Below are 25468 nucleotides of genomic sequence, written 5' to 3' on the forward strand. Positions count from 1 at the left end.
GTGAGGCCGGCGCCCGCCCGCGCCGGCCTCACGCGACGACGGTCATCGAGGTGATGGTCACCGGGAGGTTCGGCGCGCCGCCGCCGGGGCTCGGCTCGAACGAGCCGTCGTTGCCCGCCGCGGCGACGGTGTCGAGCACCGCGAGGCCCGCCTCGTCCACGGTGCCGACCGCCGTGTAGTCCGGCGGCAGGTCGGTGTCGACGAAGCAGAGGAAGAACTGGCTGCCCGTGGAGCCGGGCGTGCCGCTGTTGGCCATGGCGATCGTGCCGCGCGGGTAGGTCGTCTCCGGCGTGACCTCCTCGGCGAACTTGTAGGTCGGGCCGCCGGAGCCGGTGCCGGTCGGGTCGCCGCACTGCAGCACGCCGAAGGTCGGCTGGTTGACCTCGCGGTGGCAGGTGCTGCCGTCGAAGAACTGCTGCGAGGCGAGGAAGGCGAAACTGGCCGCGGCACACGGGGCCTTGGCGCGGTCGAGGGTCAGGGGGACGTCGCCCTGGTCGGTGCTCATGAGCAGCTGCACCGTGCCGCTGGCCGGGGTGGAGGCCGGGTCCGGCGGGGTGCCGACGTCGGTCAGGTTCGGGTTGCCCGACGTGTCGGGCGCGTAGGTGCAGGTGACGGTGCCGTCGGCGTTGGTGACCGCGGGGGCGGCGGTCGCCTCGGTGCCCCCGGTGGCGGCGGCCGAGCTGCTGCTGGCGGCGGCCCGGGCGCTGTCGTCGTCGTCCCCGCCGAGCCCGGCGACCAGGGCCACCGCCCCGGCGACGAGCACGACGGCCATCACGGTCACCACGACGAGCAGGTTGCGACGGCGCTTGCGGGCGAGCTCGGCGCGCCGCTCGAGCTGGCGCTGCAGGCGGCGCTGGGCGGCAACCCGCCGCTGCTTGTTGGTCGGCACGGGTCGGGACACTCCTCGGACGGACGACTGTTCCGCGGGGTCCGGATCCGGCCTCGGCCGCGCTCCGCGGTCTCCCCGCTGGTCGATCCGCGAGTGTAGGTGCCGCGCCTGTGCACCCTCGGTTGCCGGACCGGAGCGGCCCCGATCCCCCGCGTAACCTGCACGGGTGCTCATCCGCTCGTTCCCGGCCGGCGCCTTCGGCACCAACTGCTACGCCGTCGCCCCCGGGCCCGGCCAGGAGTGCGTCGTCGTCGACCCGGGCATGGACGCGGTCGAGCCGCTGGCCCGGGTGCTCGCCGACGACGGCCTCAAGCCGGTCGCCGTCGTGCTCACCCACGGCCACCTCGACCACACCTTCTCCGTGCTGCCCGTCTGCGAGGGCTACGACATCCCGGCCTACCTGCACCCCGACGACTCGGGCATGCTCGCCGACCCCGCGCGCTGGCACGGCCCGGCGCTGGCGCCGCTGGTCACCGGCGTCCGGCTGCCCGACCCCACCGACGTGAAGCCGCTCGACGACGGCACCGTGCTCACGCTGGCCGGCGTGGAGCTGACCGTCCGTCACGCGCCCGGGCACACGCGGGGCTCGGTGGTCTTCTCCCTCGACCTGGGGGAGGCGCCCGGCCTGCTCGCCGGTGACGTGCTGTTCGCCGGGTCGGTCGGCCGGGTGGACCTGCCCGGCGGCTCCTGGGAGTCCATGCTCGCCTCGCTGCGCGACGTGGTGCTGCCGCTCGACGACGAGACCGTCGTGCTGCCCGGCCACGGCCCGGCGACGACGATCGGCCGCGAGCGGGCGACCAACCCGTACCTGGCCGAGGCGGCGTCGGCTCCGAAGGGGCGGGGCCTGTGAGCGGGCTCAGCGCGCCCAAGGGGACCTTCGACGTCCTGCCGCCGGACTCGGCGCGGTTCCTCGCCGTCCGCGAGACGCTCACCGCGCCGCTGCGGCGGGCCGGCTACGGCTACGTCGAGACGCCGGTGTTCGAGGAGACCGCGGTGTTCTCCCGCGGCGTGGGGGAGTCCACCGACGTCGTGACGAAGGAGATGTACACCTTCGACGACCGCGGCGGTCGCTCGCTCACGCTGCGGCCCGAGCTCACCGCCGGGCTCATGCGGGCGTTCATCGAGCACCGGCTGCACACCGGCCCGCTGCCGGTGAAGCTGTGGACCGTCGGCTCGGCGTTCCGCTACGAGCGCCCGCAGGCCGGCCGCTACCGGCACTTCACGCAGGTCGACATGGAGGCCCTCGGCGTCGACGACCCGGCCCTGGACGCCGAGGTCGTGGCGCTGGGCGTGCAGGGCTTCCGCGACCTCGGGCTCACCGACTTCGAGCTGCTGCTCACCTCGCTCGGCGACGCCACCTGCCGGCCGCAGTACCGCGAGCTGCTCGTCGCCTACCTGGAGAAGCTGGACCTCGACGAGGAGACCCGGCGCCGGGCGGAGATCAACCCGCTGCGGGTGCTCGACGACAAGCGGCCCGAGGTGCAGGCGCAGCTCGACGACGCCCCGCTGATGGTCGACCACCTGTCGGACTCCACGAGGGCGCACTACGACGCCGTCCGCCAGCACCTGACCGACCTCGGCGTCACCTGGACCGAGGCGCCCCGGCTGGTGCGCGGCCTGGACTACTACACGAAGACGACGTTCGAGTTCGTGCACCACGGGCTGGGCGCGCAGTCGGCGATCGGCGGCGGCGGCCGCTACGACGGGCTGTCCGCGGCGCTCGGCGGCCCGGACGTCAGCGGCATCGGCTACGCCGTCGGCGTCGACCGGACGCTGCTGGCGGTGCAGGCCGAGGGGCTCGACGTCGCCGCCGCCCCCGGCGTGCAGGCGTTCGTCGTGCCGCTGGGCGCCGACGCCAAGCGGCTGGCGGTCCGGCTGGTCGGGCAGCTGCGCCAGGCCGGCGTCCCCGCGGACACCGTCTACGGCGACCGCGGGCTCAAGGGCGCGATGAAGGCCGCCGACCGGTCGGGTGCCACGCACGCGGTCGTCGTCGGCGAGCGGGACCTGGCCGAGGGCGTCGGCCAGCTGAAGGACCTGCGCACGGGGGAGCAGCGCGCCGTCCCCGTGGGTGACCTGTTCGAGGCGCTGAGAGCTGCGGTTGCTACGGGAGTGGTGAGCGAGTGATGGAGACCCGACCCCTCGGACGGACCGGCGCGGAGGTCGGCGTCGTCGGCCTGGGCACGTGGCAGCTGGGTGGTGACTGGGGCGACGTCGACGAGGAGAGCGCGGGCGGGGTCCTCGACGCCGCCCTCGACGCCGGCGTGACCCTGCTCGACACCGCCGACGTCTACGGCGACGGCCGCAGCGAGGAGCGCATCCGCAAGGCGCTGGCCACCCGGTCGGAGCGGCCGTTCGTGGCCACCAAGGCCGGCCGCCGCGCCGACCCGTTCGAGGCGGCGCAGTACACGCCGGAGAACCTGCGGGCGTGGGTCGACCGGTCGCGGCGCAACCTCGGCGTCGACACCCTCGACCTGGTGCAGCTGCACTGCCCGCCGACCGCGGTCTACTCCGACCAGCGGGTGTACGACGCGCTCGACGCGATGGTCGCCGACGGCGCGATCGCGGCCTACGGCGTCTCGGTGGAGACCGTCGCCGAGGGGCTGACCGCGCTCGAGCACCCCGGCGTCGCCACCGTCCAGGTGATCCTCAACGTCTTCCGCCGCAAGCCGCTGGAGGAGCTGCTGCCCGCGGCGGCCGCGCGCGGCGTCGGCATCCTCGCGCGGGTGCCGCTGGCCAGCGGCCTGCTGTCCGGGAAGTACGACGAGTCGACGACGTTCGGCGCCGACGACCACCGCAACTACAACCGCCGCGGCGAGGCCTTCGACGTGGGCGAGACCTTCTCCGGCGTGCCCTACGAGGTCGGCGTGGCCGCCGCGCGGGAGTTCACCGCGATCTGCGGCGACCGGGTCCCGGCCCAGGTGGCGCTGCGCTGGGTGGTCCAGCAGCCCGGCGTCACCTGCGTCATCCCCGGCGCCCGCTCGGTGGAGCAGGTCCGGTCGAACGTCGCCGCTGCCGATCTCGCGCCGCTGACCGACGCCGAGCTCGCCGACCTCGAGCGGCTCTACGACGAGCGCATCCGGCAGCACGTCCACGACCGCTGGTGATCCCCCACACCCCCTGAGAGAGAGACCCCTGTGCTCCGCACCCACGACGCCGGCACGCTGCGCGCGTCCGACGCCGGTTCCACCGTCACCCTCGCCGGCTGGGTGGCCCGCCGGCGCGACCACGGCGGCGTCGTCTTCGTCGACCTGCGCGACGCCTCGGGTTACGTCCAGGTCGTCGTCCGCGAGGAGGAGGCGCACCACCTCCGCGCCGAGTTCTGCGTGCTGGTGAGCGGCGAGGTCCGGCAGCGGCCGGCGGGCAACGAGAACCCCGAGCTGCCCACCGGCGAGGTCGAGGTGGCCGCCGCCGAGCTGCGGGTGCTGTCGCCGGCGGCGCCGCTGCCGTTCCCGATCGAGACCGACCAGGCCGCCAGCGACGACGTCCGCTACAAGTACCGCTACCTCGACCTGCGCCGGCAGGGCCCGGCCCGGATCCTGCGGCTGCGCAGCGAGGTCAACCGGATCGCCCGCGGCGTCATGGCCGGCCACGGCTTCGTCGAGGTGGAGACGCCGGACCTCACCCGCTCGACCCCCGAGGGCGCGCGGGACTTCCTCGTGCCGGTGCGGCTGCAGCCGGGCAAGTGGTACGCGCTGCCGCAGTCCCCGCAGCTGTTCAAGCAGCTGCTGATGATCGGCGGGCTGGAGCGCTACTACCAGATCGCCCGCTGCTTCCGGGACGAGGACTTCCGCGCCGACCGGCAGCCGGAGTTCACCCAGCTCGACTTCGAGATGAGCTTCGTCGAGCGCGACGACGTCCTGGCCGTCGTCGAGGACGTCGTCCGGGCGCTGTGGCGGGAGCTGGCCTCCTACGACGTGCCCGAGATCCCGCGGATGACCTACCGCGAGGCGATGGACCGGTTCGGGTCGGACAAGCCCGACCTGCGCTTCGGCATCGAGCTCACCGAGCTGACCGAGTTCTTCGCCGAGACGCCGTTCCGGGTGTTCCAGGCGCCCTACGTGGGCGCGGTGGTCATGCCCGGCGGCGGGTCGCAGCCGCGGCGGGCGTTCGACGGCTGGCAGGACTGGGCCCGCTCGCGCGGCTACCGCGGGCTGGCCTACGTGACCGTCGCCGAGGACGGCACCCTCGGCGGGCCGGTGGCCAAGAACATCTCCGACACCGAGCGCGAGGGGCTCGTGGCCGCCGTGGGCGCGGACCCGGGCGACTGCGTGTTCTTCGCCGCGGGCCCGCGCCGGTCCTCCCAGGAGCTCCTCGGCGCCGCGCGCAACGAGATCGCCCGGCGGCTGGAGCTCGTCGAGCCCGGCTCCTGGTCGTTCCTGTTCGTCGTCGACTTCCCCATGTTCGAGGAGACCGAGGACGGCGACTGGACGTTCATGCACCACCCGTTCACCTCGCCCACGCCGGAGTGGCGCGACCGGTTCGCCGAGGACAAGGCGAACGCGCTGTCCGACGCCTACGACCTGGTCGTCAACGGCAACGAGCTGGCCAGCGGCTCGGTCCGGATCGCGGACCCCGAGCTGCAGGAGCGGGTGTTCGAGACCCTCGGCATGTCCCGCGAGGAGGCCCGCGAGCGGTTCGGGTTCTTCCTCGAGGCCTTCGCCTACGGCCCGCCGCCGCACGCCGGCGCCGCGCTGGGCTGGGATCGGCTGACCGCGCTGCTGGCCGGGGTCGAGTCGATCCGCGAGGTCATCGCCTTCCCGAAGACCGGCGCCGGCTACGACCCGCTGACCGGCGCGCCGACGCCGATCACCGACGCGCAGCGCAAGGAGGCGGGCATCGACGCCGTCGCCGAGGAGCCGGCGCTGCCCGGCGAGCCCGGCGCCCCGGGGCCGAGCGACCCGACGAGGTGACCGCCCGGCCGGGCCGGCTGCTCAGCCGGCCCGGTCGGCCACCTCGGGCGGCCAGACGACGCGGAAGCGCTCGAACACGACCTCGAGCGCGTCGTCCCAGACCTGCCCGCGGGCTGCCTGCGTGCGGGTGAAGTAGCGCAGGTGACCCGCGAGCCAGCTCGCGCGGGTGCGGTCGTCCTCGCCCTCGTCCCACGCGAAGGCGTCGTCGACGCTGTCGAGCCGGCCGACGCGCAGCTCGGTGCTGCGCAGGACCGCGCGCGGGCGGCCCTCGCCGTCGCAGGCGATCCAGTGCCCGCCGATGCGGGGCAGCGGCTCGCCCTCGTGCGCGAAGTCGGCGACCAGGCCCGCGGTGGCCCGCTTGGTGCCGGCGAGCACCAGCCCGATCAGCTCGTCGGCCAGCGCGCGGCTGTCGCCGAAGCGCTCGACGGGCGGCTCGTCCTCGGGCGGGCCGCCGCCGGGGCGGCTCGCCGTGTACGCCGCCCACATCGCGGCGGCCTCCTCGCGGCGCGGCGCGCCCGGTGCGTCGTCGGTGCTCACCGGCCCATCCTCGACGCGCCGGGCGCCTGCGCGGGAGACTGCGCGCACGGACGGAGGTGTGCGATGCGGGTGCTGGTCGCCGCGATGCCCTTCGCCGGCCACGCCGCACCCATGGCCGCGCTGGCCGCGGAGCTGACCGCCCGCGGCCACGAGGTGCTCGCCCACACCGGCCGGAGGTACGCGGCGCGGTTCACCGCCGCCGGGGCGACCTGGGTGCCGTGGGAGCGGGCGCCGGACTTCGACGACACCGACCTGCGCGCGACGTTCCCGCAGGTGGGCGACGGCCGTGGCATGCGGGCGGTGGCCACCAACCTGGAGCACGTGTTCCTGCGCACCGGCCCGGGCCAGGCCCACGACATCGAGGCCGTCGGGCCGGTGGACCTGCTGGTCAGCGACCAGCTGGCGCTGGGCTGCAGCCTGGTCGCCGAGCGCACCGGGACCCCGTGGGCGTCGGTGTCGCTGGTCCCGCTGTCGATGCCGTCGCGGGACCTGCCGCCCTTCGGCACCGGCCTGCTGCCGGGGCGCGGCCGGCTCGGGCGGGCCCGGGACGCCGCGCTGCGGGCGCTGGTGGCGCGCACCCTGGTCCGCCGCATGGACGCCGTCCTCACCGAGGTGCGCGCCGAGGCCGGCCTGCCGCCGGCACGGTCCGCGGCGCTGGAGGCCTTCGCCTCACCACAGCTGGTGCTCGCCCACGGCGTCCCCGAACTCGAACACCCGCGCGGCGACCTGCCCCGTCAGGTGCACTTCGTCGGGCAGCTCGCGCCGCCGCCCGCCGGCCGCGAGCCGCCGCCGTGGTGGCCGGAGCTGCTCGCCGACGGCCGCCCGGTCGTGCACGTCACCCAGGGCACCTACGACGTCGACCCGCGCGACCTGCTGCTCCCGGCCCTGCGCGGGCTGGCCTGCGCTCCCGTCGTGGTCGCGGCCGCCACCGGGTCGGGGGCGCTGCCGGCGGACGCCGTGCCGCCGAACGGGCGGCAGGCGGAGTTCCTCCCGTACGACGTGCTGCTGCCGCGGACGGCGGTGGTGGTCACCAACGGCGGGTGGGGCGGCGTGCTGGCGGCGCTGGGGGCCGGGGTGCCGCTGGTGGTGGCCGGCGGCACGCTCGACAAGCCGGAGATCGCCCGCCGGGTGGCCGCCTCCGGCGCCGGCGTCGACCTGCGGACCGGCCGGCCGACGCCGCGGCGGGTGGCGGAGGCGGTCGCGGAGGTGCTCGCCGACCCCGGCTTCCGGTCCCGCGCGGGCGTGGTGGCGGCCTCGCTGGCCCGGCACGGCGGCGCCGCGGCCGCCGCGGACCTGCTGGAACGGCTGGTCACCGAGGGCGGTCCGGTGGAGCGTGCGGACGCCGACCCGTGGGGTGTCGGGGGAGCGGTCGCGGGAGGCCGGTCCTAGGGTGCGGCGCATGCCGCTGCGCGCCCGCACCCTGCTCGGTCCCGGCCCCTCCAACCCCTACCCGGAGGCGACGGTCGCGCTCGGGCAGCCGCTGCTCGGCCACCTCGACCCGGCGTTCCTCGCCGTCCTCGACGAGACCTCCGACCGGCTGCGCACCGTGTTCGGCACGGCCAACCGGCGCACGCTGCCGCTGTCGGCCACGGGGTCGGCGGGGATGGAGGCGGCGTTCGTCAACACCGTGGGGCCGGGCGACGTCGTCGTCGTGGCGGTCAACGGGCTGTTCGGCGAGCGGATGGTCGACGTCGCGTCGCGGTGCGGCGCCGAGGTGGTGCGGGTCGACCACGAGTGGGGCTGTCCCGTGGACGCCGCCCGGGTCCTCGAGGCGCACCCCGCACCGAAGCTGATCGCCGCCGTCCACGCGGAGACCTCGACCGGCGTGCTGTCGGACCTGGAGCCGCTGGCGGCCGGCAAGGGCGACGCGCTGCTGCTCGCCGACTGCGTGACCTCGCTGGGCGGCATCCCGGTGCGGCTGGACGACTGGGGCGTCGACCTCGCCTACTCCGGCTCGCAGAAGTGCCTCGGCGTGGCCCCCGGCCTGGCCCCGTTCACGATCGACGAGCGGGCCTGGGAGCGGCGGGTGGAGAAGCCGCGCAGCTGGTACCTCGACCTCGGCATGCTCGGCGGCTACGCGGGGGAGGCGGCCGGGTCCGGTGGCCGCACCTACCACCACACCGCGCCGACCGGGATGGTCGTGTCGCTGCACGCCGGGCTCGGCCGGATCCTCGAGGAGGGCCTGGACGCGGTGCACGCCCGGCACGCCGAGGCCGGCCGGCTGCTGCACGAGGGCCTGCAGGAGATGGGCCTGGAGCTGTTCGCCGCCGAGGGGCACCGGCTGCCGGAGCTCACCACCGTGCGGGTGCCCGACGGCGTCGACTCCGCGGCCGTGCGCAAGGAGCTGCTCGAGCGCTACGACCTGGAGATCGGCGGCGGGGTCGGCGCGTACGCGGCCACGGTCTGGCGGATCGGGCTCATGGGCCACAACGCCCGCCCCGACACGGTCGCCCTCGTGCTGGCCGCGCTGCGCGAGGTGCTGGGCCGCTGAGCGCTGCGGTCAGCCCGCCGGGAGTCGCCCGGCGGCTCCCGGTCTGGGCGCTCGTGCCGTTCGCCGCGCCGGCCTGGTGCGCGGGCTTCCTGCCCTGGCTGCTGCACGGGATGGGGCGCGGGGCGCCGATCGTGCTGCCGCTGCGGGCCGGGCTGCTCACGTCGCTGGTGCTCGGCGCCGCGGTCGGCGGGCTGCTGGCCGGCGCGCTGGCGCTGCTCGTGCCGGCGGGGCGGCGCCGGGCCGCGCTGGTCGCGACCGGGTGCGGCGCCGTCCTGGGGATCGCGGTCACCCTGGTGCAGTCGGTGGCGGCCCCGGACGCCGGCGCGGGCTTCGACTCCGACCCGCGCGTGCTGACCGGGCTCGCCGTGCTGACCGCCGGCCTCGGCGTGCTGGCGTGGGGCGCCGGGTCCCTCGTCCTCGCCGGTCCCGCCGGGGCGGGCGTGGTGCTCGGGCTGGCGGCCGGCCTGCTGCCGGGGTGGCTCTCGCTGCTGCTGCCGTCGTCGGCGTACGGGTCCGGCCTCCGCACCGCGCTGGTGTGGCTGCAGGCCGTCCTGCTGGCGGCAGCGCTGGTGGTGGTCGGCGTCCGGCCGGTGGCGCGGCTGGTCGTGTGGCCGGTGGTCGTGCTGGGCGCCTGGCTGGTCGGCCCGGCGCTGACCGCGGTGGCGTGGCTGGAACCCCTGCTGCGGCCCGGCGCCGGCCTGCCGCGGACCCTCGGCGATGCGCTGTCGGGGGCGTGGCAGGTCTTCGGCCTGGCGGCGTCCCCCACGGGCCGGGACTGGGGACCGTGGGTGGCCGCGCTCGTGGGCGCGGTGTTCGTGGCGGTGCTGCTGGACGGCCGCCGCCGCGCGCTGGCGGGATCCGCTCCTGCGAGTTGATCACCGGGGCGTTGCCGCTGACACGCGCAGACACGCCGACGCGGGTGGCGACGAGGCGATGATCGACAGCGGGCGCGGCGTGTCCACAGGCGCCACGGCGTCCACAACCGGCCGCTCCGGCCCGGCGGGGGCCCGGACCGGCCGCACTGTCCCGGCATGGACGACGTCGAGCTGCCGCTGGTCCACACGTGGACGGAGGCCCGCGCGGCCGGGGCCCGACGGCGGCAGGTGGCCGCTGACGGGCGGCGGCTGACCCGCGGCCTGCACCTCTCGGCCGCCGCGGAGACGGGTCTGGCCGCCCGCTGCCGCGCGTGGACGCTGCTCGGCGCTCACACTGACCCTTCACCTGAGGTCGAGGTCGTGTTGCGTCCGCGGCCGGTGCTCCCGCAGCGGCGCGGGCTCGCGGTGCACGTCCGGGAGCTGCGCAGCGAGGACGTGACCGAGGTCGCGGGTCTGCAGGTGACCTCCGGGGCGCAGACGTTCCTCGACCTGGCGCCACGGCTCCCGCCGGCCGAACTGGTCGCGGTGGGCGACGCGCTGCTCCGCGCAGGGCGCCTCGACGCGGTGGCGCTCGAGCGGCGCCTCGGCCGGGCCGGCCGGACCCGGGGCGTCGTCCGCGCGCGGGAGTGCGCGCCGCTGCTGTCCCGGCACGCGGTGTCCCGCCCGGAGAGCCTGCTGCGCTACTGGCTGACGACGAGCGACTTGCCGGCCCCGCAGGCGCAGGTGCCGGTCGTCGACCGCCGGGGCCGGGTGGTCGCGCACGCCGACCTCGGGTACGCCGAACACCGGCTGGCGATCGAGTACGAGGGGCGACAGCACGCCGAGGCGGAGCAGTTCGGGCGCGACGTCGACCGGTACTCGCTGACGGCCGCGGGCGGGTGGCTCGTACTCCGCTTCGCGGCGCGGCACCTGACCGGCCCCGCCGTCGTGGTCGAGCGGACGCTGCGGGCGCTGCTCAGCCGGGGGTGGCGCCCGGGGAGTTGATCATCGGGTCGTTGCCGCCGACACGCGCGGACACGCCGACGTGAGTGGCGACGAGCCGGTGATCAACCCGGCGTCGACCCGTCGAGGTGGGCGAGCTGCTCGGGCGTCAGCTCCAGGTCGGCCGCGGCGGCGGAGTCCTGGATGGACGCCGGCCGCGACGCGCCGGGGATGGGCACGACGACGTCGGCCTGGGCGAGGTGCCAGGCCAGCGTCACCCGGTACACCGACACGCCCAGCTCGGACGCCACCTCCGCGAACGCCGGCGCGGTGGCCGACAGCGACCCGGCCGCGGTGACGCCGCCGAACGGGCTCCACGGCAGGAACGCCAGCCCGTGCGCCGCGCAGTGCTCGACCTCGCCGGCCGAGAAGCGCCACCCCGGCGAGAACTGGTTCTGCACCGCCGCCAGCGCCGGGCCGACGATCGAGCGGGCGACGTCGATCTGCGCGACGTCGGCGTTGGAGATGCCGACCATCTGCACCAGGCCGTCGTCGGCGAGCTGCCGCAGCGCGCCCATCGACTCCTCCCACGGCGTGTCCGGGTCGGGCCGGTGGTACTGGTACAGGCCGATCGCGTCCACGCCCAGGCGCCGCAGCGAGGCCTCGCACGCCTTCCGCAGGTACGCCGGCGAGCCGTCGAGTTCCCAGTCGGTGCCCCGCCGGGTGTGCCCGCCCTTGGTGGCCACCAGCACGTCGCCCGCGCCCGGCCCGTAGGACGCCAGCGCCTCGGCCACGAGCGTCTCGTTGTGCCCGAACTCGGCCTCGTCGCGGGCGTAGGCGTCGGCGGTGTCGACCAGGGTCACGCCGGCGTCCAGGGCCGCGTGGACGACGGCGACCGCCTCCTCGCGGGTGGGTCGGTCGGTCTTGGTCGACAGGGGCATGGCCCCCAGGCCGATCGCGCTGACGGTGCGGTCTCCGATGCGTCGCTGGTGCACGGGGCTGTCGTGCCCCGCGGGTAGCGTCGCTACCCGTGACGTCCTTGTTCGACGAGCCGGCGGAGGTCACCGGCGACGCCGTCGACCCGGGTGCGCCGCTGGCGGTGCGCATGCGTCCGCGCTCCCTCGACGAGGTCGTCGGCCAGACCCACCTGCTCGGCCCGCGGGCGCCGCTGCGCCGCCTGGTCGAGGCCGACGAGCCGATGTCGCTGGTCCTCTACGGCCCACCCGGCACCGGCAAGACGACGCTGGCGCACGTCATCTCGCTGGCCACCAAGCGGCAGTTCGTGCAGCTGTCCGCGCTCGACGCCGGCGTCAAGGAGGTCCGCGCGGTCATCACCGCGGCCAGGCGCGAGCTCACCTACGCCGGCCGGCGCACCGTGCTGTTCATCGACGAGGTGCACCGGTTCTCCAAGACCCAGCAGGACTCGCTGCTGTCGGCCGTCGAGGACCGCATCGTCAGCCTGATCGCCGCCACCACCGAGAACCCGTTCTTCTCCGTCGTCAGCCCGCTGCTGTCGCGCAGCCTGGTGCTCGCGCTGCAACCGCTGTCCGACGACGACGTCCGCGCGCTGCTGCACCGGGCGCTGACCAGCGACCGCGGGCTCGGCGGGGCGCTCACGCTGAGCCGGGAGGCCGAGGAGCACCTCGTCCGCGTCGCCGGCGGCGACGGGCGCAAGGCGCTGACCGCGCTGGAGTCCGGGGCGGGTGCCGCGCGGGCCGCGGGCTCAGGCGAGATCGACCTCGCCACCCTGGAGACCGCCGTCGCGCAGGCCGCGGTGCGCTACGACCGCCAGGGCGACATGCACTACGACGTCGCCAGCGCGCTGATCAAGTCGATCCGCGGCAGCGACGTCGACGCCGCGCTGCACTACCTCGCCCGGATGGTGGTGGCGGGGGAGGACCCGCGGTTCATCGCCCGCCGGCTGGTCATCTCCGCCAGCGAGGACATCGGCATGGCCGACCCGACGGCGCTGCAGACCGCGGTCGCCGCCGCGCAGGCGGTGCAGCTCATCGGCATGCCCGAGGGGCACTTCCCGCTGGCGCACGCCGTCGTCCACCTGGCCACGGCGCCGAAGTCGAACGCGGTGACGGTGGCGATCGGCGAGTCGGTGGCCGACGTCCGCGCCGGCCTCGGCGGGCCGGTGCCGGCCGGCCTGCGCGACGCCCACTACGCCGGGGCCAAGAAGCTGGGCCACGGCTCGACCTACGTCTACCCGCACGACGCGCCCGACGGGATCGTGCCGCAGCAGTACCCGCCCGACGGGCTGGTCGGCCGCGACTACTACCGGCCCACCCCCCGCGGCGTGGAGGCCGGCATCGGCGCCCGCCTGGGCAAGCTCCGGGCGATCGTCCGACGGCACCCGCGGGAGAGCCGGGGCGCCGAGCGGACCGGCCGGGGCGCCTGACGGGCCGGTGTCGTCCGGCGCACCGGAGGAGCGCCGGGGGCCGCGACTACTGTGGCCACGCCGGTCGTTGCCGACCACGCCGGCCGCCGACGGAGAAGAGGAGACGCCGCGTGTCCGCAGGAGAGTGGGCCGGACTGATCGCCGCCCTGGCGCTGGTGCTGCTGGTGCTGCTGCTGGCCGTCCCGCTGCTGAAGCTGGGACGCACCCTGGACGAGGCCACGCTGACCATCCGGCAGACCCGGGAGGACAGCCGGCCGATCCTCACCCAGGCGCAGACGACGATCGCCCAGGTCAACAGCAACCTCGAGCGGGTCGACGACATCACCGGCAACGCGGCGAACGTGTCGAGCAACGTCGCGGCGCTGACCAGCGTCGTCGCCGCCACCGTGGGCAGCCCGCTGATCAAGGTGGCCGCGTTCAGCTACGGCGTCCGCAGCGCCACCAGGAAGCGCCGCGAGGGCCAGGCGATCGCCGAGGCCGCCGCCCGCGACAAGGCCGAGCGCCGCGCGCGCCGCGCCGCCCGGCGGGCCGCCTGATGCGTCGGCTGTTCTGGCTGGCGATGGGCATCACCATCGGCGCGCTCGTCGTCCGCAAGCTGTCCCGGGCCGCGGAGAAGCTCACCCCGCAGGGCATCGCGGGCGCGCTGGTCGAGGGCCTGCGTGACCTCGCCGACGCGATCGGCGAGTTCGGCGCGGACGTGCGCGCCGCGGCCGCGGTGCGCGAGGAGGAGCTGCGCTCGGGCACCGGCCTGGACGCACCCCTGCCCGAGCGCGACCAGACCCCGCTCCAGCTCCCCGGACGGCGCGGCGCGCACGCCGCCGACCGCTGAGCACCCACCCCGCGGGGACCGCTCCCGCATCGAGGACCGAGTAGGACATGCAGACCGCCGAGATCCGCCGCCGCTTCCTGCAGCACTTCGAGCAGCGCGGGCACACCGTCGTCCCCAGCGCCTCGCTGGTGTCGCCGGACCCCTCCCTGCTGTTCACCGTCGCCGGCATGGTGCCGTTCATCCCGTACCTGACCGGCCGCGAGCCCGCGCCGTTCCCGCGGGCCACCAGTGTGCAGAAGTGCGTGCGCACCCTCGACATCGAGGAGGTGGGCAAGACCACCCGCCACGGCACGTTCTTCCAGATGAACGGCAACTTCTCCTTCGGGGACTACTTCAAGGAGGGGGCCATCCAGCACGCCTGGGACCTGGTCACCGGGCGGGTGGAGGACGGCGGGCTGGGCTTCGACCCCGACCGCATCTGGGTCACCGTCTACCTCGACGACGACGAGGCCGCCGACGCCTGGCACCGCATCGCCGGCCTGCCGAGGGACCGCATCCAGCGGCTGGGCAAGAAGGACAACTACTGGCACACCGGCGCCGACGGCCCCGGCGGGCCGTGCTCGGAGATCTACTTCGACCGCGGCCCGGAGTTCGGCCCCGACGGCGGCCCGCTGGTCGACACGGCCGGCGACCGGTTCCTGGAGATCTGGAACCTCGTCTTCATGCAGTACGAGCTCACCGACGTCCGGAGCAAGGAGGACTTCCGGATCGTCGGCGAGCTGCCGAAGAAGAACATCGACACCGGCATGGGCCTGGAGCGGGTGGCCTTCCTGCTGCAGGGCGTCGACAACCTGTACGAGATCGACGAGGTGGCGCCGGTGCTGCGCCGCGCCGCCGACCTCGCCGGGGTCACCTACGGCAAGGACCACGACGCCGACGTCCGGCTGCGCGTGGTCGCCGACCACGTCCGCAGCGGTCTGATGCTCATCGGCGACGGCGTCACCCCCGGCAACGAGGGCCGCGGCTACATCCTGCGCCGGCTGCTGCGCCGCGCCGTCCGCTCGATGCGGCTGCTCGGCGTCGACGCCGCCACGCTGCCCGAGCTGCTGCCGGTCTCCCGCGACGCGATGGGCGCGAGCTACCCCGAGCTGGTCACCGACTTCGACCGGATCAGCTCCGTGGCCTACGCCGAGGAGGAGGCGTTCCGGCGCACCCTCACCTCGGGCACCGCGCTGTTCGACACCGCCGTGGCGCAGGCCAAGGCGGCCGGGACGCCGTCGCTGTCGGGCGAGCAGGCGTTCTCCCTGCACGACACCTACGGCTTCCCGATCGACGTCACCCTCGAGATGGCTGCCGAGCAGGGCGTGACCGTCGACGAGGACGGCTTCCGCGCGCTCATGCAGCAGCAGCGCGACCGGGCCCGCGCCGACGCCCGCGCCAAGCGCACCGGCTCGGTCGACGTCCTGGCCTACCGCCGGCTGCTGGCCGACCACGGCCCCACCGACTGGCGCGCCTACTCGACCCTGCGCACCGACTCCCGCGTGCTCGGCCTGGTCGCCGACCTCGCCGCGGAGGAGGGGGCCCCGGCCGCGCCGGCCGGGCCGGGCGAGGTCACCCGCGTGGTCCTGGACCGGACGCCGTTCTACGCCGAGTCCGGCGGCCAGGTCGCCGACGCCGGCACCCTCACCTGGGACGGCGGCCGCGCCGAGGTGCTCGACGTGCAGCGGCCGGTCAAGGGCCTGGTCGTGCACCAGGTCCGGGTGCTCGAGGGCGAGCTGGCCGAGGGCGCGGAGCTCACCGCCGAGGTGGACCGCGAGTGGCGGCTGTCGGCCTGCCAGGCGCACTCGGGCACCCACGTGGTGCACGCCGCGCTGCGCCAGGTGCTCGGCCCGCAGGCACTCCAGTCGGGCTCCTACAACCGCCCCGGCTACCTGCGGCTGGACTTCGCCTGGCAGGGCGCGCTCACCCTGCAGCAGCGGCACGACATCGAGGACGTCGCCAACGCGGCCGTGCGCGCCGACCACCGGGTCACCGCGACCTACATGACGCTGCCCGAGGCCCAGGCCATCGGCGCGCTCGCGCTGTTCGGCGAGACCTACGGCGAGCAGGTGCGCGTCGTCGAGATCGGCGGCCCGTGGTCGCGCGAGCTCTGCGGTGGCACGCACGTCGCCGGCTCCGCGCAGATCGGCACGCTCGCGCTGACCGGCGAGTCGTCGGTCGGCTCGGGCTCGCGGCGCGTGGAGGCCGTCGTCGGCCTCGAGGGCTTCCGCTACCTGGCCCGCGAGCGCGACCTGGTGCGCCAGCTCGGCGAGCTGCTCAAGTCGCCCACCGACGGGCTGGTCGACCGGGTCGGCGGCATCCTGTCCCGGCTGCGCGACGTCGAGCGGGAGGTCGCCGACCTGCGCGCCCAGCAGACCCAGGCCGCGGCCGGTCAGCTGGCCGCGGGCGCCACGGACGTCGGCGGGGTCGCCGTCGTCACCGCGGCGCCGGCCGGCCTCTCCGGCGGTGACCTGCGCACCCTCGCCCTCGACGTCCGCGGGCGGCTCGGCGAGCGCCCCGGGGTCGTCTTGCTGGCCTCGGAGTCGGGGGGCAAGGTGGCTCTGGTCGCAGCACTGAACCCCGCCGCCCAGCAGCGCGGGCTGTCCGCCAGCGACGTGCTGCGTGCCGCGGCCGCCCCCGTCGGGGGCCGCGGTGGCGGCAAGCCCGACGTCGCCCAGGGCGGCGGCACGGACCCGGGCGGCATCCCCGCCGCCCTGCAGGCCGGCGAAGAGGCGGTCGCGACCGCCGCAGGGAGGTGAGCGGAGTGCCCGAGCAGCGCCCCGACGAGACCGGTCCGGTGGGGGAGCGGCGCGTGCAGGGCCGCCCGGCGGTGCCGCCGTCGCGTCCCCGGCAGGCCCCGCCGCAGGAGCCGGTGCACCACCGCACCGAGCAGATCGACCTGCGCGCCGGCTTCCCGCCGGTGCGCAACGAGACCACCGAGATCGACCTGTCGCAGGGGCTGCCCGCCGGGCTGCCGCTGCCGCCGCGCCGCACCCGCCAGGGCCGCCGGCTCGGGCTCGACGTCGGCACGGTGCGGATCGGCGTCGCGCTGTCGGACCCCACCGGCACCCTGGCCAGCCCGCTGGAGACCGTGGAGCGCCGCCGCGACGGCGGGGACCTCGACCGGATCGTCGCCCTCGTCGAGGAACACGAGGTGACAGAGGTGATCGTGGGGGAGCCGAGGCACCTGTCGGGTGCGTCGGGCGCCTCCGCGCGGGAGGCGCGTGCCTACTCTCGGTCACTCGCCGGGCGCATCGGCAGCGTGCCCGTGCACCTCGTCGACGAGAGGCTCTCCACCGTGACCGCAGCCAGTTCCCTGCGGGCGAACGGGCTCGACAGCCGCGCCCAGCGCCCCGTGATCGACCAGGCCGCCGCCGTGGTCATCCTCCAGGCGTACCTCGACGCCCAGCGGGGGCGCTCGTGACCGGTCCGGTCCCGCCGCACGGGCGGGGCCTCTCCGGCGTGCCCGACGTCCCGGCGCCTCCCGCGGGCGCCTGGCCGGCCGGTCCGGCGACGACGCGGCTGCCCCTCGGTCCCGGCCCGGCCTCGCCCGGCACCCCCACCCGCGCGGGCCTGCTGGACCACGGCGTCCGGCCGGTGACCGCCGGCCGGCACGCCGCTCCGGATGACGCCGGCGCGCCCGAGGACGACCGCACCGGCCCGCTGCCCGGCGACAGCCAGCCCGTGCCGCCGCTGCCCGGCGTCCCGCCGCGGCCGTCCGGCCCGTGGTCGAAGCTCGCCCGCCACACCGGGACCGCCGACCCCGACGACGCGCCCACCGTGGCCGCGGCCGCCGTCGGCCCGCACGACGAGCCCGCCGACGACGAGGACCCCACCGGCGGCCTCGAGGTCCTCGGCGCCGGCAGCGCCGACCCCGGACCCGGCCGCCGGCGCCGGCGCCGCTCCCGCGACGACGCCGAGGAGCACGGTTCCGCCGCCGTCTTCGGCGAGGAGCCCGACGACGGGCACCACGACCTGCACGACGCCGCCGACGACGACCACGGCGCCGCGGCCGCGCCCCGCCGGCGCTCCGGCCGCCGCCGCAGCCCGCTGGCCAACGTCCTCGCGCTGCTGGTCCTCGGCGCGCTCGTCGCCGGCATCGTGTTCGGCGGCAGGGCGCTGATCGGCCTGGTCAACCCCGAGGCCGAGGACTACACCGGCGCGGGCACCGGCAGCGTCGAGGTGCGCGTCGGCGAGGGCGACACCCTCAGCGACATCGCCGGCACCCTCGTCGAGGCCGACGTCATCGCCTCCTCCGAGCCGTTCGTCGAGGCCGCCGAGGCGAACGCGGCGGCGACGGGCATCCAGCCCGGCGTCTACGAGCTGCGGTCGCAGATGAGCGGCCAGGCCGCCCTCGACCTGCTGCTCGACCCGGCCGCCCGCCAGGTCTCGCGGGTCACCGTGCCCGAGGGCTCCACGCTCGCGGGCACGCTGCAGCGGATCTCGGAGACCACCGGCCTGCCGGTGGAGGAGCTGCAGGCCGCCGCGGCCGACCCGGCCGCGCTGGGCCTGCCGGCGTACGCGAACGGGCAGCTCGAGGGCTTCCTGTTCCCCGCGACCTACGACGTCGAGCCCGACGACACCGCCGTCGACGTGCTGCGCGCGATGGTCACCCGGTTCACCGACATGGCCACCGACGTGCAGCTGGAGCAGCGGGCCGCCGCGGCCGGGCGCTCGGTGTACGACGTCGTGGTCGTCGCGTCGATGATCGAGCGGGAGACCAAGGTCGACGACGAGCGGGTGAACGTGGCGCAGGTCGTCTACAACCGCCTGACCGACGGCATCCCGCTCGGGATCGACGCGACGCTGGCCTACGGGCTCGGCAAGAACGGCAACGACCTGACCGTCAGCGACCTGCAGACCGACAGCCCGTACAACACGCGGACCCGGGCCGGCCTCCCGCCGACGCCGATCGCGGCGCCGGGCGAGGCGAGCCTGGAGGCGGCGCTGGCGCCGACGACCGGGGACCTCCTGTACTACGTGCTGGAGTCCGCGGACGGGCGGCACTTCTTCACCGCCAGCTACGACGAGTTCCTGGCGGCCCGCCAGCGGTGCGCCGACGCCGGCCTCGGGTGTGGTGGCTGACCGGCCCGTGCCCGCACCGGCCCCGCCCGGCCGGGCGGCCGTCCTCGGCCGCCCGGTCGGGCACTCGCTCTCCCCGCTGCTGCACCGCGCCGCGTACGCCGCGCTCGGCCTGACCGGCTGGACCTACGACGCCCTCGACGTGGGCGCCGAGGACCTGCCCGACCTGGTCGCCGGCCTCGGCCCGGAGTGGCGCGGGTTCTCGGTGACCATGCCGTGCAAGCAGGCGGCGGTCGCCGTCGCCGACGCCGTCGAGCCGCTGCCCCGGCTGCTGGGTGCGGCGAACACCCTCGTGCACACCGGCGCCGGGTGGAGGGCGGAGAACACCGACGTCCACGGCGTCGGGATGGCGTTGCAGACCGCCGGCGTCGAGCGGGTCGCGCACGCGGCGATCGTCGGCGCGGGCGGGACGGCCGCGGCCGCCGCCGTCGCGTTGGCCGAGCTCGGCGCCGAGTCGGTGGACGTGCTGGTCCGCGACCCCTCCCGCGCCGCCGACGTCACCCGGGTGCTCGGGGTGCTCGGCGTCGAGGCCGTGGTCCGGCGGCTGGAGCCCGGCCCGGTCGAGGCGCCGGTCGTCGTCAGCACCGTGCCGATCGGCGCGCACCGCGACCTCGCCGGCCTCGGTTGGCGCGCCGGGCAGACCGTGCTGGACGTGCTGTACGCCCCCTGGCCCACGCCGGTGGCCGCCGCGGCCGACCGGGCCGGCGCCACGGTGGTGAGCGGCATCGAGGTGCTGTTCTGGCAGGCCACGGTGCAGGTGGAGCTGATGACCGGGGTGCCCGCGCCGCTGGGGCCCATGCGCGCCGCGCTGGACGCCCGCTGACCCCGCCGGTCCCGTCCGGGCCGCTCTCGTCGGACGGACCGCTGGGCCGAGGACCCCGGCTGGCAGAATCGGCCGCATGTTGCGCTGGCTGACCGCCGGTGAGTCGCACGGCCAGCAGCTCACCGCCATCCTCGAGGGCCTGCCCGCCGGCGTGCAGGTGCAGACCTCCGACCTCGACGTCGACCTGGCCCGCCGCCGGCTCGGCCACGGCCGCGGCGCGCGGATGTCCTTCGAGCAGGACGCCGTCACCCTGACCGGCGGCGTCCGGCACGGCGTGACCATGGGCGGGCCCATCGCCGTCCAGGTGGGCAACACCGAGTGGCCCAAGTGGACGACGGTCATGGCGTCCGACCCGGTCGACCCCGAGGTGCTCGCCGGGCAGGCCCGCAACGCGCCGCTCACCCGGCCGCGCCCCGGCCACGCCGACCTCGCCGGCATGCAGAAGTACGGCTTCGACGACGCCCGCCCGGTGCTCGAGCGGGCCAGCGCCCGCGAGACCGCCGCCCGCGTCGCGCTCGGCGCCGTCGCCCGGGCGTTCCTGCGCCAGGTGCTCGACGTCGAGGTGGTCAGCCACGTCGTCGCCATCGGGCCGGTCACCGTGCCCGACGGCATCGTCCCCGGCCCGCAGGACAACCCGCGCATCGACGACGACCCGGTCCGCTGCGCCGACCCGGCCACGAGCGCCGTCATGGTCGCCGAGGTCGACGACGCCCGGAAGAACGGCGACACACTCGGCGGCGTCATCGAGGTCGTCGTGCACGGCCTGCCGCCGGGCCTGGGCAGCCACGTGCACTGGGACCGGCGCCTGGACTCCCGGCTGGCCGGCGCGCTCATGGGCGTGCAGTCGGTGAAGGCGGTCGAGGTGGGCGACGGCCTGGAGACCGCGCGCCGCCGCGGCTCGGTCGCCCACGACGAGATCGTCAGCGAGGACGGCCGGATGCGGCGGGTCACCGACCGCGCCGGCGGCATCGAGGGCGGCATGACCAACGGCGAGGTGCTGCGCGTCCGCGCCGCCATGAAGCCGATCTCCACCGTGCCGCGGGCGCTGGCCACCGTCGACGTCGCCACCGGTGACGCCGCCGTCGCGATCAACCAGCGCAGCGACGCCATCGCCGTCCCCCGCGGGGCGGTCGTCATGGAGGCGATGGTGGCGCTGGTGCTCGCCGACGCCGTCCTGGAGAAGTTCGGCGGCGACTCGGTGACCGAGACCCGCCGCAACGTGCAGGGCTACCTCGACGCGCTCCCGTTCCGGTGACGGGTCCGCTCCTCGTCCTGGTCGGGCCGCCGGCGTCGGGCAAGACCACCGTCGGGACGGAGGTGGCGACCGCGCTGGGCCTGCCGTTCCGGGACACCGACGCCGACGTCGAGGCCACCACCGGCACCAGCGTCGCCGACCTGTTCGTCACGCACGGCGAGCAGCACTTCCGCGACCTCGAGGAGCAGGCGGTCGCCCGGGCGCTGGCCGAGCACGACGGCGTCCTCGCGCTCGGTGGCGGCGCGGTGCTCAGCGCGGCCACCCGGGCGCTGCTGGTCGCGCACGGCCGGGCGGGCGGCACCGTCGTCCACCTCGACGTCGACCTGCCCTCGGCGGCCAGGCGGGCCGGGCTGTCCCGGGACCGCCCGCTGCTGGCCGTCAACCCCCGGGCGATGCTGCGGACCCTGCTCGAGCAGCGCGCCCCCCTCTACGCGGAGGTCGCCACCGTGGTCGTGCCCACCGGGGGCCGCACCCCCGAGGACGTGGTCGCCGACGTGCTCGCCGCGCTGCCTGCGGGGGCCGGGCGATGAGGCGCGTGACGGTCGCGGGGGAGAAGCCCTACGACGTCGTCATCGGCGCCGGGGCGCAGGTCGAGCTCGGGCTGCTGCTCGCCGGGACGCCGAAGGCCGCCGTCGTGCACAGCCCGCCGCTGGCCGCGCTCGCCGGCGCCGCCGTCGAGACGCTGCAGACCGCCGGCGTGGCCGCCGAGGCCGTCGTCGTCCCCGACGGCGAGGCCGCCAAGACCGCCGCGGTCGCCGCGGCCGCCTGGGAGGAGTTCGGCCGGCTCGGGCTGACCCGCTCGGACGCCGTCGTCGGGGTCGGCGGGGGAGCGGTCACCGACCTCGCCGGGTTCCTCGCCGCCACCTGGACCCGCGGCGTCCGCGTCGTGCACCTGCCCACCAGCGTGCTCGGCATGGTCGACGCCGCGGTGGGCGGCAAGACCGGCATCAACACCGGCGCCGGCAAGAACCTGGTCGGGGCGTTCCACCCGCCGGCCGGGGTGCTCGCCGACACCGACGTGCTCGCCGGGCTGCCGGAGGCGGAGTTCCGCGCCGGGATGGCCGAGGTGGTCAAGTGCGGCTTCATCGCCGACGGCGCCATCCTCGACCTGCTCGCCGCCGACCCGACCGGCCGCCGCGACACGGAGGAGCTCGTCGAGCGGGCGGTGCGGGTCAAGGCCGACGCCGTCGGGCAGGACCTGTTCGACACCGGCGTCCGCGAGTTCCTCAACTACGGGCACACCCTCGGCCACGCGATCGAGCGGGTCGAGGACTTCCGCTGGCGGCACGGCGAGGCGGTCGCCGTCGGGCTGGTCTTCGCCGCCGAGCTCGGCGTCCGGGCCGGGACGCTGACCCGCGCCGAGGCCGACCGGCACCGCGAGCTGGTGGCGGCGATGGGCCTGCCGACCGCCTACCGGGGCGACTGGGCGGCGCTGCAGGCGGTGATGCGCGTGGACAAGAAGGCCCGCGGCGCGACGCTGCGGTTCGTCGTCCTCGACGGCATCGGGAACCCGACGATCCTGACCGACCCCGAGCAGGCGTGGCTGGACGCGGCGTGGGCCGCGGTATCGGAGGCACAGTGACGATCCAGGTCCTCAACGGGGCCAACCTCGGCCGGCTCGGCACCCGCGAGCCCCAGGTGTACGGCACGACGACGTACGCCGAGCTCGTGGCGATGGTCGAGGAGGCCGCCGCCGGGCTCGGGCTCGCCGTGCGGGTGCGCCAGACCGACTCCGAGGCCGAGCTGCTCGGCTGGGTCCACGAGGCGACCGACGCCGGCGACCCGGTCGTCATCAACCCCGGCGGCTGGTCGCACACCTCGGTGGTGCTGCACGACGCGCTGGCCGCGGTGACCGCGCCGGTCGTGGAGGTGCACGTCTCGAACATCCACCGGCGCGAGGAGTTCCGGCACCACTCCTACGTCTCCCGCGTCGCCGACGGCGTCATCGCCGGGCTCGGCGTCCAGGGCTACGAGCTGGCGCTGCGGTACCTGGCGGCGAAGGGGGTCTCGTGAGCAGGGCGGCCGAACGGCGGGAGCGGCTGCGGGCGACCGCGGCGGAGCGGGGGCTGGACGCCGTCCTGGTGACCACCCTGCTCAACGTCCGCTACCTGACCGGGTTCACCGGCTCCAACGGCGCGCTGCTGCTGCGCACCGACGGGGCCGACCTGTTCGGCACCGACGGCCGGTACACCACCCAGGCCGGCACCCAGGTGCCCGACGTCGAGCTGCTGGTCGACCGCAGCACGGTCCCCGCGCTGGCGCAGGAGGCGGTCCGCCGGGGTGCGGGCCGGATCGGCTACGAGAGCCACCACGTCACCGTCGACGGGCTGGCCCAGCTCGAGCGGGTGCTCGCCGACGCCGCGGCCGGCGGGACGGTGCCCGGGCTGGTGTCGGTCCGCCGCGCGGTCGAGGAGCTGCGCGCGGTCAAGGACGACGACGAGATCGAGGCGCTGCGCCGCGCCTGCGCGGTCGCCGACCAGGCGCTGGCCGAGCTGGCCGCCGAGGGCGCGCTGCGGCCCGGGCGCACGGAGCTGGAGGTCGGCCGGGAGCTCGACGCCCGCATGCTGGCGCTCGGCGCCGAGGCGCCGTCGTTCGAGACGATCGTGGCCACCGGCGCGAACTCCGCGATCCCGCACCACCGGCCCGACCGCACGGTCCTGGCCGGCGGCGACCTCCTCAAGCTCGACTTCGGCGCGACCGTCGACGGCTACCACTCCGACATGACCCGCACGCTGGTGCTCGGGCACGCCGCCGACTGGCAGCGGGAGGTCTACGCGCTGGTGGCCGAGGCGCAGGCGGCCGGGCGGGCGGCGCTGGCCGTCGGGGCCGACGTCGTCGCCGTCGACGCGGCCTCGCGGGACGTCATCGCCGCGGCCGGGCACGCCGAGCACTTCACCCACGGCCTCGGGCACGGGGTGGGCCTGGAGATCCACGAGGCGCCGGGCATCGGCCCGCTGGGCGCGGGTAGTCTGGCCGCCGGCATGGCCGTCACCGTGGAGCCGGGGGTCTACCTCCCCGGCCACGGCGGTGTCCGGATCGAGGACACGCTCGTCGTCACGGCGGACGCGCCCGAGTTGTTGACCCTCACGAGCAAGGAACTGCTGGTCCTCTAGATGGCTACCACCAACGACCTCAAGAACGGCATGGTCCTCAACCTCGACGGCCAGCTGTGGTCCGTCACCGAGTTCCAGCACGTCAAGCCCGGCAAGGGCGGCGCGTTCGTGCGGACGACGCTGAAGAACGTGCTCTCGGGCAAGGTCGTCGACCGGACCTTCAACGCCGGCACCAAGGTCGAGACGGCCACCGTGGACAAGCGGAACATGACCTACCTGTACCGCGAGGGCAACGACTTCGTCTTCATGGACGGGGACACCTTCGAGCAGATCTACGTCCCGTCCGAGACCGTCGGCGGCGGCGCGGACTACCTGCTCGACAACACCGAGGTCGTCGTCGCGGTGCACGAGGGCACGCCGCTCTACGTCGAGCTGCCGGTGACCATGGAGCTCGTCGTCCAGCACACGGACCCGGGCCTGCAGGGCGACCGCTCCACCGGCGGCACCAAGCCCGCCACCCTCGAGACCGGCGCGCAGATCAACGTGCCGCTGTTCGTCAACACCGGCGACAAGCTCAAGGTCGACACCCGCGACGGCCGGTACCTCGGCCGCGCCAACTGACACACCGGCTCCGAGCCATGGCTGCCCGCACCAAGGCGCGCAAGCGCGCCGTCGACGTCCTCTACGAGGCGGACCTGCGGGGCACCGACCCGGTGGAGCTGCTCCGTGAGCGGATCGCCGACCCGTCGCCGCCCGTCCCCGACCACGCCGTCCGGCTGGTCGAGGGCGTGGCGGCGCACCAGGCGCGCATCGACGAGCTGATCGGGGCCCACGCCCGCGGCTGGTCGCTCGAGCGGCTGCCCGACGTCGACCGCGCGATCCTGCGGATGGCGGTGTTCGAGCTGCTCTGGGCCGACGACGTGCCCGACGCCGTCGTCATCGACGAGGCCGTGGAGCTGGCCCGGACGCTGTCGACCGACGACTCGCCCGCCTACGTCAACGGCGTCCTCGGCGCCATCCTCGACGCCGAGGTCCCCACCGGCTGAGCCGGCCGGCCGGTCGCCCCGGCGGTGGGCCGGGGTCGCCGCCGGCGGTCGGACCTCAGCCGCGGGTGACCGTGAACGCCACCCGGCCGTCCGCGACCTCCGTGCAGGTCAGCTGCAGCCCGCCCACCGGGGTCGTCCGCCCCACCGTGCAGGAGACGTCCCGGTCCTCGACCCGGAGGGTCGCCCGGTCGCCGTCGGTCCCGGTGAGCCCGATCGTCGTCCCGAGCACGTGGGCCCGGGCGCCGCTCCCTCCCAGCGTCACCGAGCAGGAGTCCCCGGAGCACGACACCAGGCTCACGGACCCGGAGCCATCCCCCACGGCGGCGCTGACGCCGATCGAGCTCAGCCACCCGGACAGCGGACCGGCAGGACCA

The 25468-nt window shown here is 76.0% G+C and carries 26 protein-coding genes; 22 read left to right on the forward strand and 4 right to left on the reverse strand.

What is annotated here, in order from left to right:
- Nucleotides 1-28 precede the first annotated feature (28 nt).
- Complete coding sequence (locus tag ACI798_RS20985; RefSeq protein WP_456940626.1) at nt 29-889, reverse strand: peptidylprolyl isomerase; 861 nt, start codon at nt 887-889, stop codon at nt 29-31.
- 166 nt (nt 890-1055) lie between these two features.
- On the opposite strand from ACI798_RS20985, the gene ACI798_RS20990 reads away from it, so the two are divergent.
- Genes ACI798_RS20990 through aspS form a run of 4 tightly spaced genes read left to right on the forward strand, consistent with a single transcriptional unit; the run spans nt 1056 to nt 5799 of the window.
- Nucleotides 1056-1739: an MBL fold metallo-hydrolase gene (locus ACI798_RS20990; protein WP_456940627.1), complete on the forward strand. Its 684-nt coding sequence runs from the start codon at nt 1056-1058 to the stop codon at nt 1737-1739.
- Nucleotides 1736-3013 (forward strand): histidine--tRNA ligase, encoded by a 1278-nt coding sequence (gene hisS / locus ACI798_RS20995; protein WP_456940628.1) that lies wholly within the window; start codon nt 1736-1738, stop codon nt 3011-3013. Before ACI798_RS20990 ends, hisS begins: the two co-directional genes overlap by 4 nt.
- Nucleotides 3013-3993: an aldo/keto reductase gene (locus tag ACI798_RS21000; RefSeq protein WP_457048868.1), complete on the forward strand. Its 981-nt coding sequence runs from the start codon at nt 3013-3015 to the stop codon at nt 3991-3993. Before hisS ends, ACI798_RS21000 begins: the two co-directional genes overlap by 1 nt.
- Nucleotides 3994-4023: 30 nt before the next feature.
- Nucleotides 4024-5799, forward strand: coding sequence for an aspartate--tRNA ligase (aspS, locus tag ACI798_RS21005; protein ID WP_456940630.1), 1776 nt, complete (start codon nt 4024-4026; stop codon nt 5797-5799).
- 21 nt (nt 5800-5820) lie between these two features.
- On the opposite strand, the gene ACI798_RS21010 is transcribed toward aspS, so the two are convergent.
- Nucleotides 5821-6336: an ASCH domain-containing protein gene (locus ACI798_RS21010; RefSeq protein WP_457048869.1), complete on the reverse strand. Its 516-nt coding sequence runs from the start codon at nt 6334-6336 to the stop codon at nt 5821-5823.
- A gap of 63 nt (nt 6337-6399) precedes the next feature.
- Here ACI798_RS21010 and ACI798_RS21015 point away from each other — a divergent pair, with 63 nt between their 5' ends.
- The 4 genes from ACI798_RS21015 (at nt 6400) to ACI798_RS21030 (ending at nt 10686) form a co-directional block, all read left to right on the forward strand.
- Entirely contained in the window at nt 6400-7725 is a 1326-nt protein-coding gene (locus tag ACI798_RS21015) for a glycosyltransferase (RefSeq protein ID WP_457048870.1), read from the forward strand.
- Between the two features lie 10 nt (nt 7726-7735).
- On the forward strand, nt 7736-8827 hold the full coding sequence (locus ACI798_RS21020) for a pyridoxal-phosphate-dependent aminotransferase family protein (RefSeq protein ID WP_456940633.1): 1092 nt from the start codon (nt 7736-7738) through the stop codon (nt 8825-8827).
- A gap of 53 nt (nt 8828-8880) precedes the next feature.
- Nucleotides 8881-9702 (forward strand): hypothetical protein, encoded by an 822-nt coding sequence (locus ACI798_RS21025; protein ID WP_457048871.1) that lies wholly within the window; start codon nt 8881-8883, stop codon nt 9700-9702.
- A 156-nt stretch (nt 9703-9858) separates the two neighbouring features.
- Nucleotides 9859-10686, forward strand: a complete 828-nt coding sequence (locus ACI798_RS21030) for an endonuclease domain-containing protein (protein WP_457048872.1) — start codon at nt 9859-9861, stop codon at nt 10684-10686.
- Between the two features lie 62 nt (nt 10687-10748).
- Here the strand turns inward: ACI798_RS21030 and ACI798_RS21035 are convergent, their stop codons facing one another.
- Nucleotides 10749-11618, reverse strand: coding sequence for an aldo/keto reductase (locus ACI798_RS21035; protein WP_456940636.1), 870 nt, complete (start codon nt 11616-11618; stop codon nt 10749-10751).
- 35 nt (nt 11619-11653) lie between these two features.
- On the opposite strand from ACI798_RS21035, the gene ACI798_RS21040 reads away from it, so the two are divergent.
- From ACI798_RS21040 to nusB, 14 genes are all read left to right on the forward strand, one after another.
- Complete coding sequence (locus tag ACI798_RS21040) at nt 11654-13027, forward strand: replication-associated recombination protein A (protein ID WP_456940637.1); 1374 nt, start codon at nt 11654-11656, stop codon at nt 13025-13027.
- A gap of 110 nt (nt 13028-13137) precedes the next feature.
- A complete protein-coding gene (locus ACI798_RS21045) occupies nt 13138-13563 on the forward strand; it encodes a DUF948 domain-containing protein (RefSeq protein ID WP_456940638.1) in 426 nt (141 codons plus the stop codon).
- On the forward strand, nt 13563-13856 hold the full coding sequence (locus ACI798_RS21050) for a hypothetical protein (protein ID WP_456940639.1): 294 nt from the start codon (nt 13563-13565) through the stop codon (nt 13854-13856). Before ACI798_RS21045 ends, ACI798_RS21050 begins: the two co-directional genes overlap by 1 nt.
- Before the next feature lie 47 nt (nt 13857-13903).
- A complete protein-coding gene (gene alaS, locus ACI798_RS21055) occupies nt 13904-16594 on the forward strand; it encodes an alanine--tRNA ligase (protein WP_456940640.1) in 2691 nt (896 codons plus the stop codon).
- 5 nt (nt 16595-16599) lie between these two features.
- A complete protein-coding gene (gene ruvX / locus ACI798_RS21060; protein ID WP_456940641.1) occupies nt 16600-17259 on the forward strand; it encodes a Holliday junction resolvase RuvX in 660 nt (219 codons plus the stop codon).
- The gene (mltG, locus tag ACI798_RS21065; protein WP_457048873.1) at nt 17256-18920 is read left to right on the forward strand and encodes an endolytic transglycosylase MltG; all 1665 of its coding nucleotides are present in this window, start codon (nt 17256-17258) and stop codon (nt 18918-18920) included. The genes ruvX and mltG overlap by 4 nt, the downstream gene beginning before the upstream one ends.
- A 7-nt stretch (nt 18921-18927) precedes the next feature.
- Complete coding sequence (locus tag ACI798_RS21070) at nt 18928-19740, forward strand: shikimate dehydrogenase (protein WP_456940643.1); 813 nt, start codon at nt 18928-18930, stop codon at nt 19738-19740.
- A gap of 76 nt (nt 19741-19816) precedes the next feature.
- Entirely contained in the window at nt 19817-20995 is a 1179-nt protein-coding gene (gene aroC, locus ACI798_RS21075) for a chorismate synthase (protein WP_456940644.1), read from the forward strand.
- Nucleotides 20992-21525, forward strand: coding sequence for a shikimate kinase (locus tag ACI798_RS21080; protein ID WP_457048874.1), 534 nt, complete (start codon nt 20992-20994; stop codon nt 21523-21525). The genes aroC and ACI798_RS21080 overlap by 4 nt, the downstream gene beginning before the upstream one ends.
- Nucleotides 21522-22577 carry a 3-dehydroquinate synthase gene (gene aroB / locus ACI798_RS21085; RefSeq protein ID WP_456940646.1) on the forward strand — a complete coding sequence of 352 codons (1056 nt, stop codon included), beginning with the start codon at nt 21522-21524 and terminating at the stop codon, nt 22575-22577. Before ACI798_RS21080 ends, aroB begins: the two co-directional genes overlap by 4 nt.
- Nucleotides 22574-23008 (forward strand): type II 3-dehydroquinate dehydratase, encoded by a 435-nt coding sequence (aroQ, locus tag ACI798_RS21090; RefSeq protein ID WP_456940647.1) that lies wholly within the window; start codon nt 22574-22576, stop codon nt 23006-23008. The genes aroB and aroQ overlap by 4 nt, the downstream gene beginning before the upstream one ends.
- Nucleotides 23005-24108: a M24 family metallopeptidase gene (locus ACI798_RS21095; protein ID WP_456940648.1), complete on the forward strand. Its 1104-nt coding sequence runs from the start codon at nt 23005-23007 to the stop codon at nt 24106-24108. The genes aroQ and ACI798_RS21095 overlap by 4 nt, the downstream gene beginning before the upstream one ends.
- Entirely contained in the window at nt 24109-24669 is a 561-nt protein-coding gene (gene efp, locus ACI798_RS21100; protein WP_456926769.1) for an elongation factor P, read from the forward strand.
- Between the two features lie 17 nt (nt 24670-24686).
- Nucleotides 24687-25094 (forward strand): transcription antitermination factor NusB, encoded by a 408-nt coding sequence (gene nusB, locus ACI798_RS21105; RefSeq protein ID WP_456940649.1) that lies wholly within the window; start codon nt 24687-24689, stop codon nt 25092-25094.
- Nucleotides 25095-25149: 55 nt separating this feature from the next.
- Here the strand turns inward: nusB and ACI798_RS21110 are convergent, their stop codons facing one another.
- Complete coding sequence (locus ACI798_RS21110) at nt 25150-25392, reverse strand: hypothetical protein (protein WP_457048875.1); 243 nt, start codon at nt 25390-25392, stop codon at nt 25150-25152.
- Nucleotides 25393-25468 lie beyond the last annotated feature (76 nt).

Source organism: Geodermatophilus sp. SYSU D01045 (assembly GCF_054050295.1).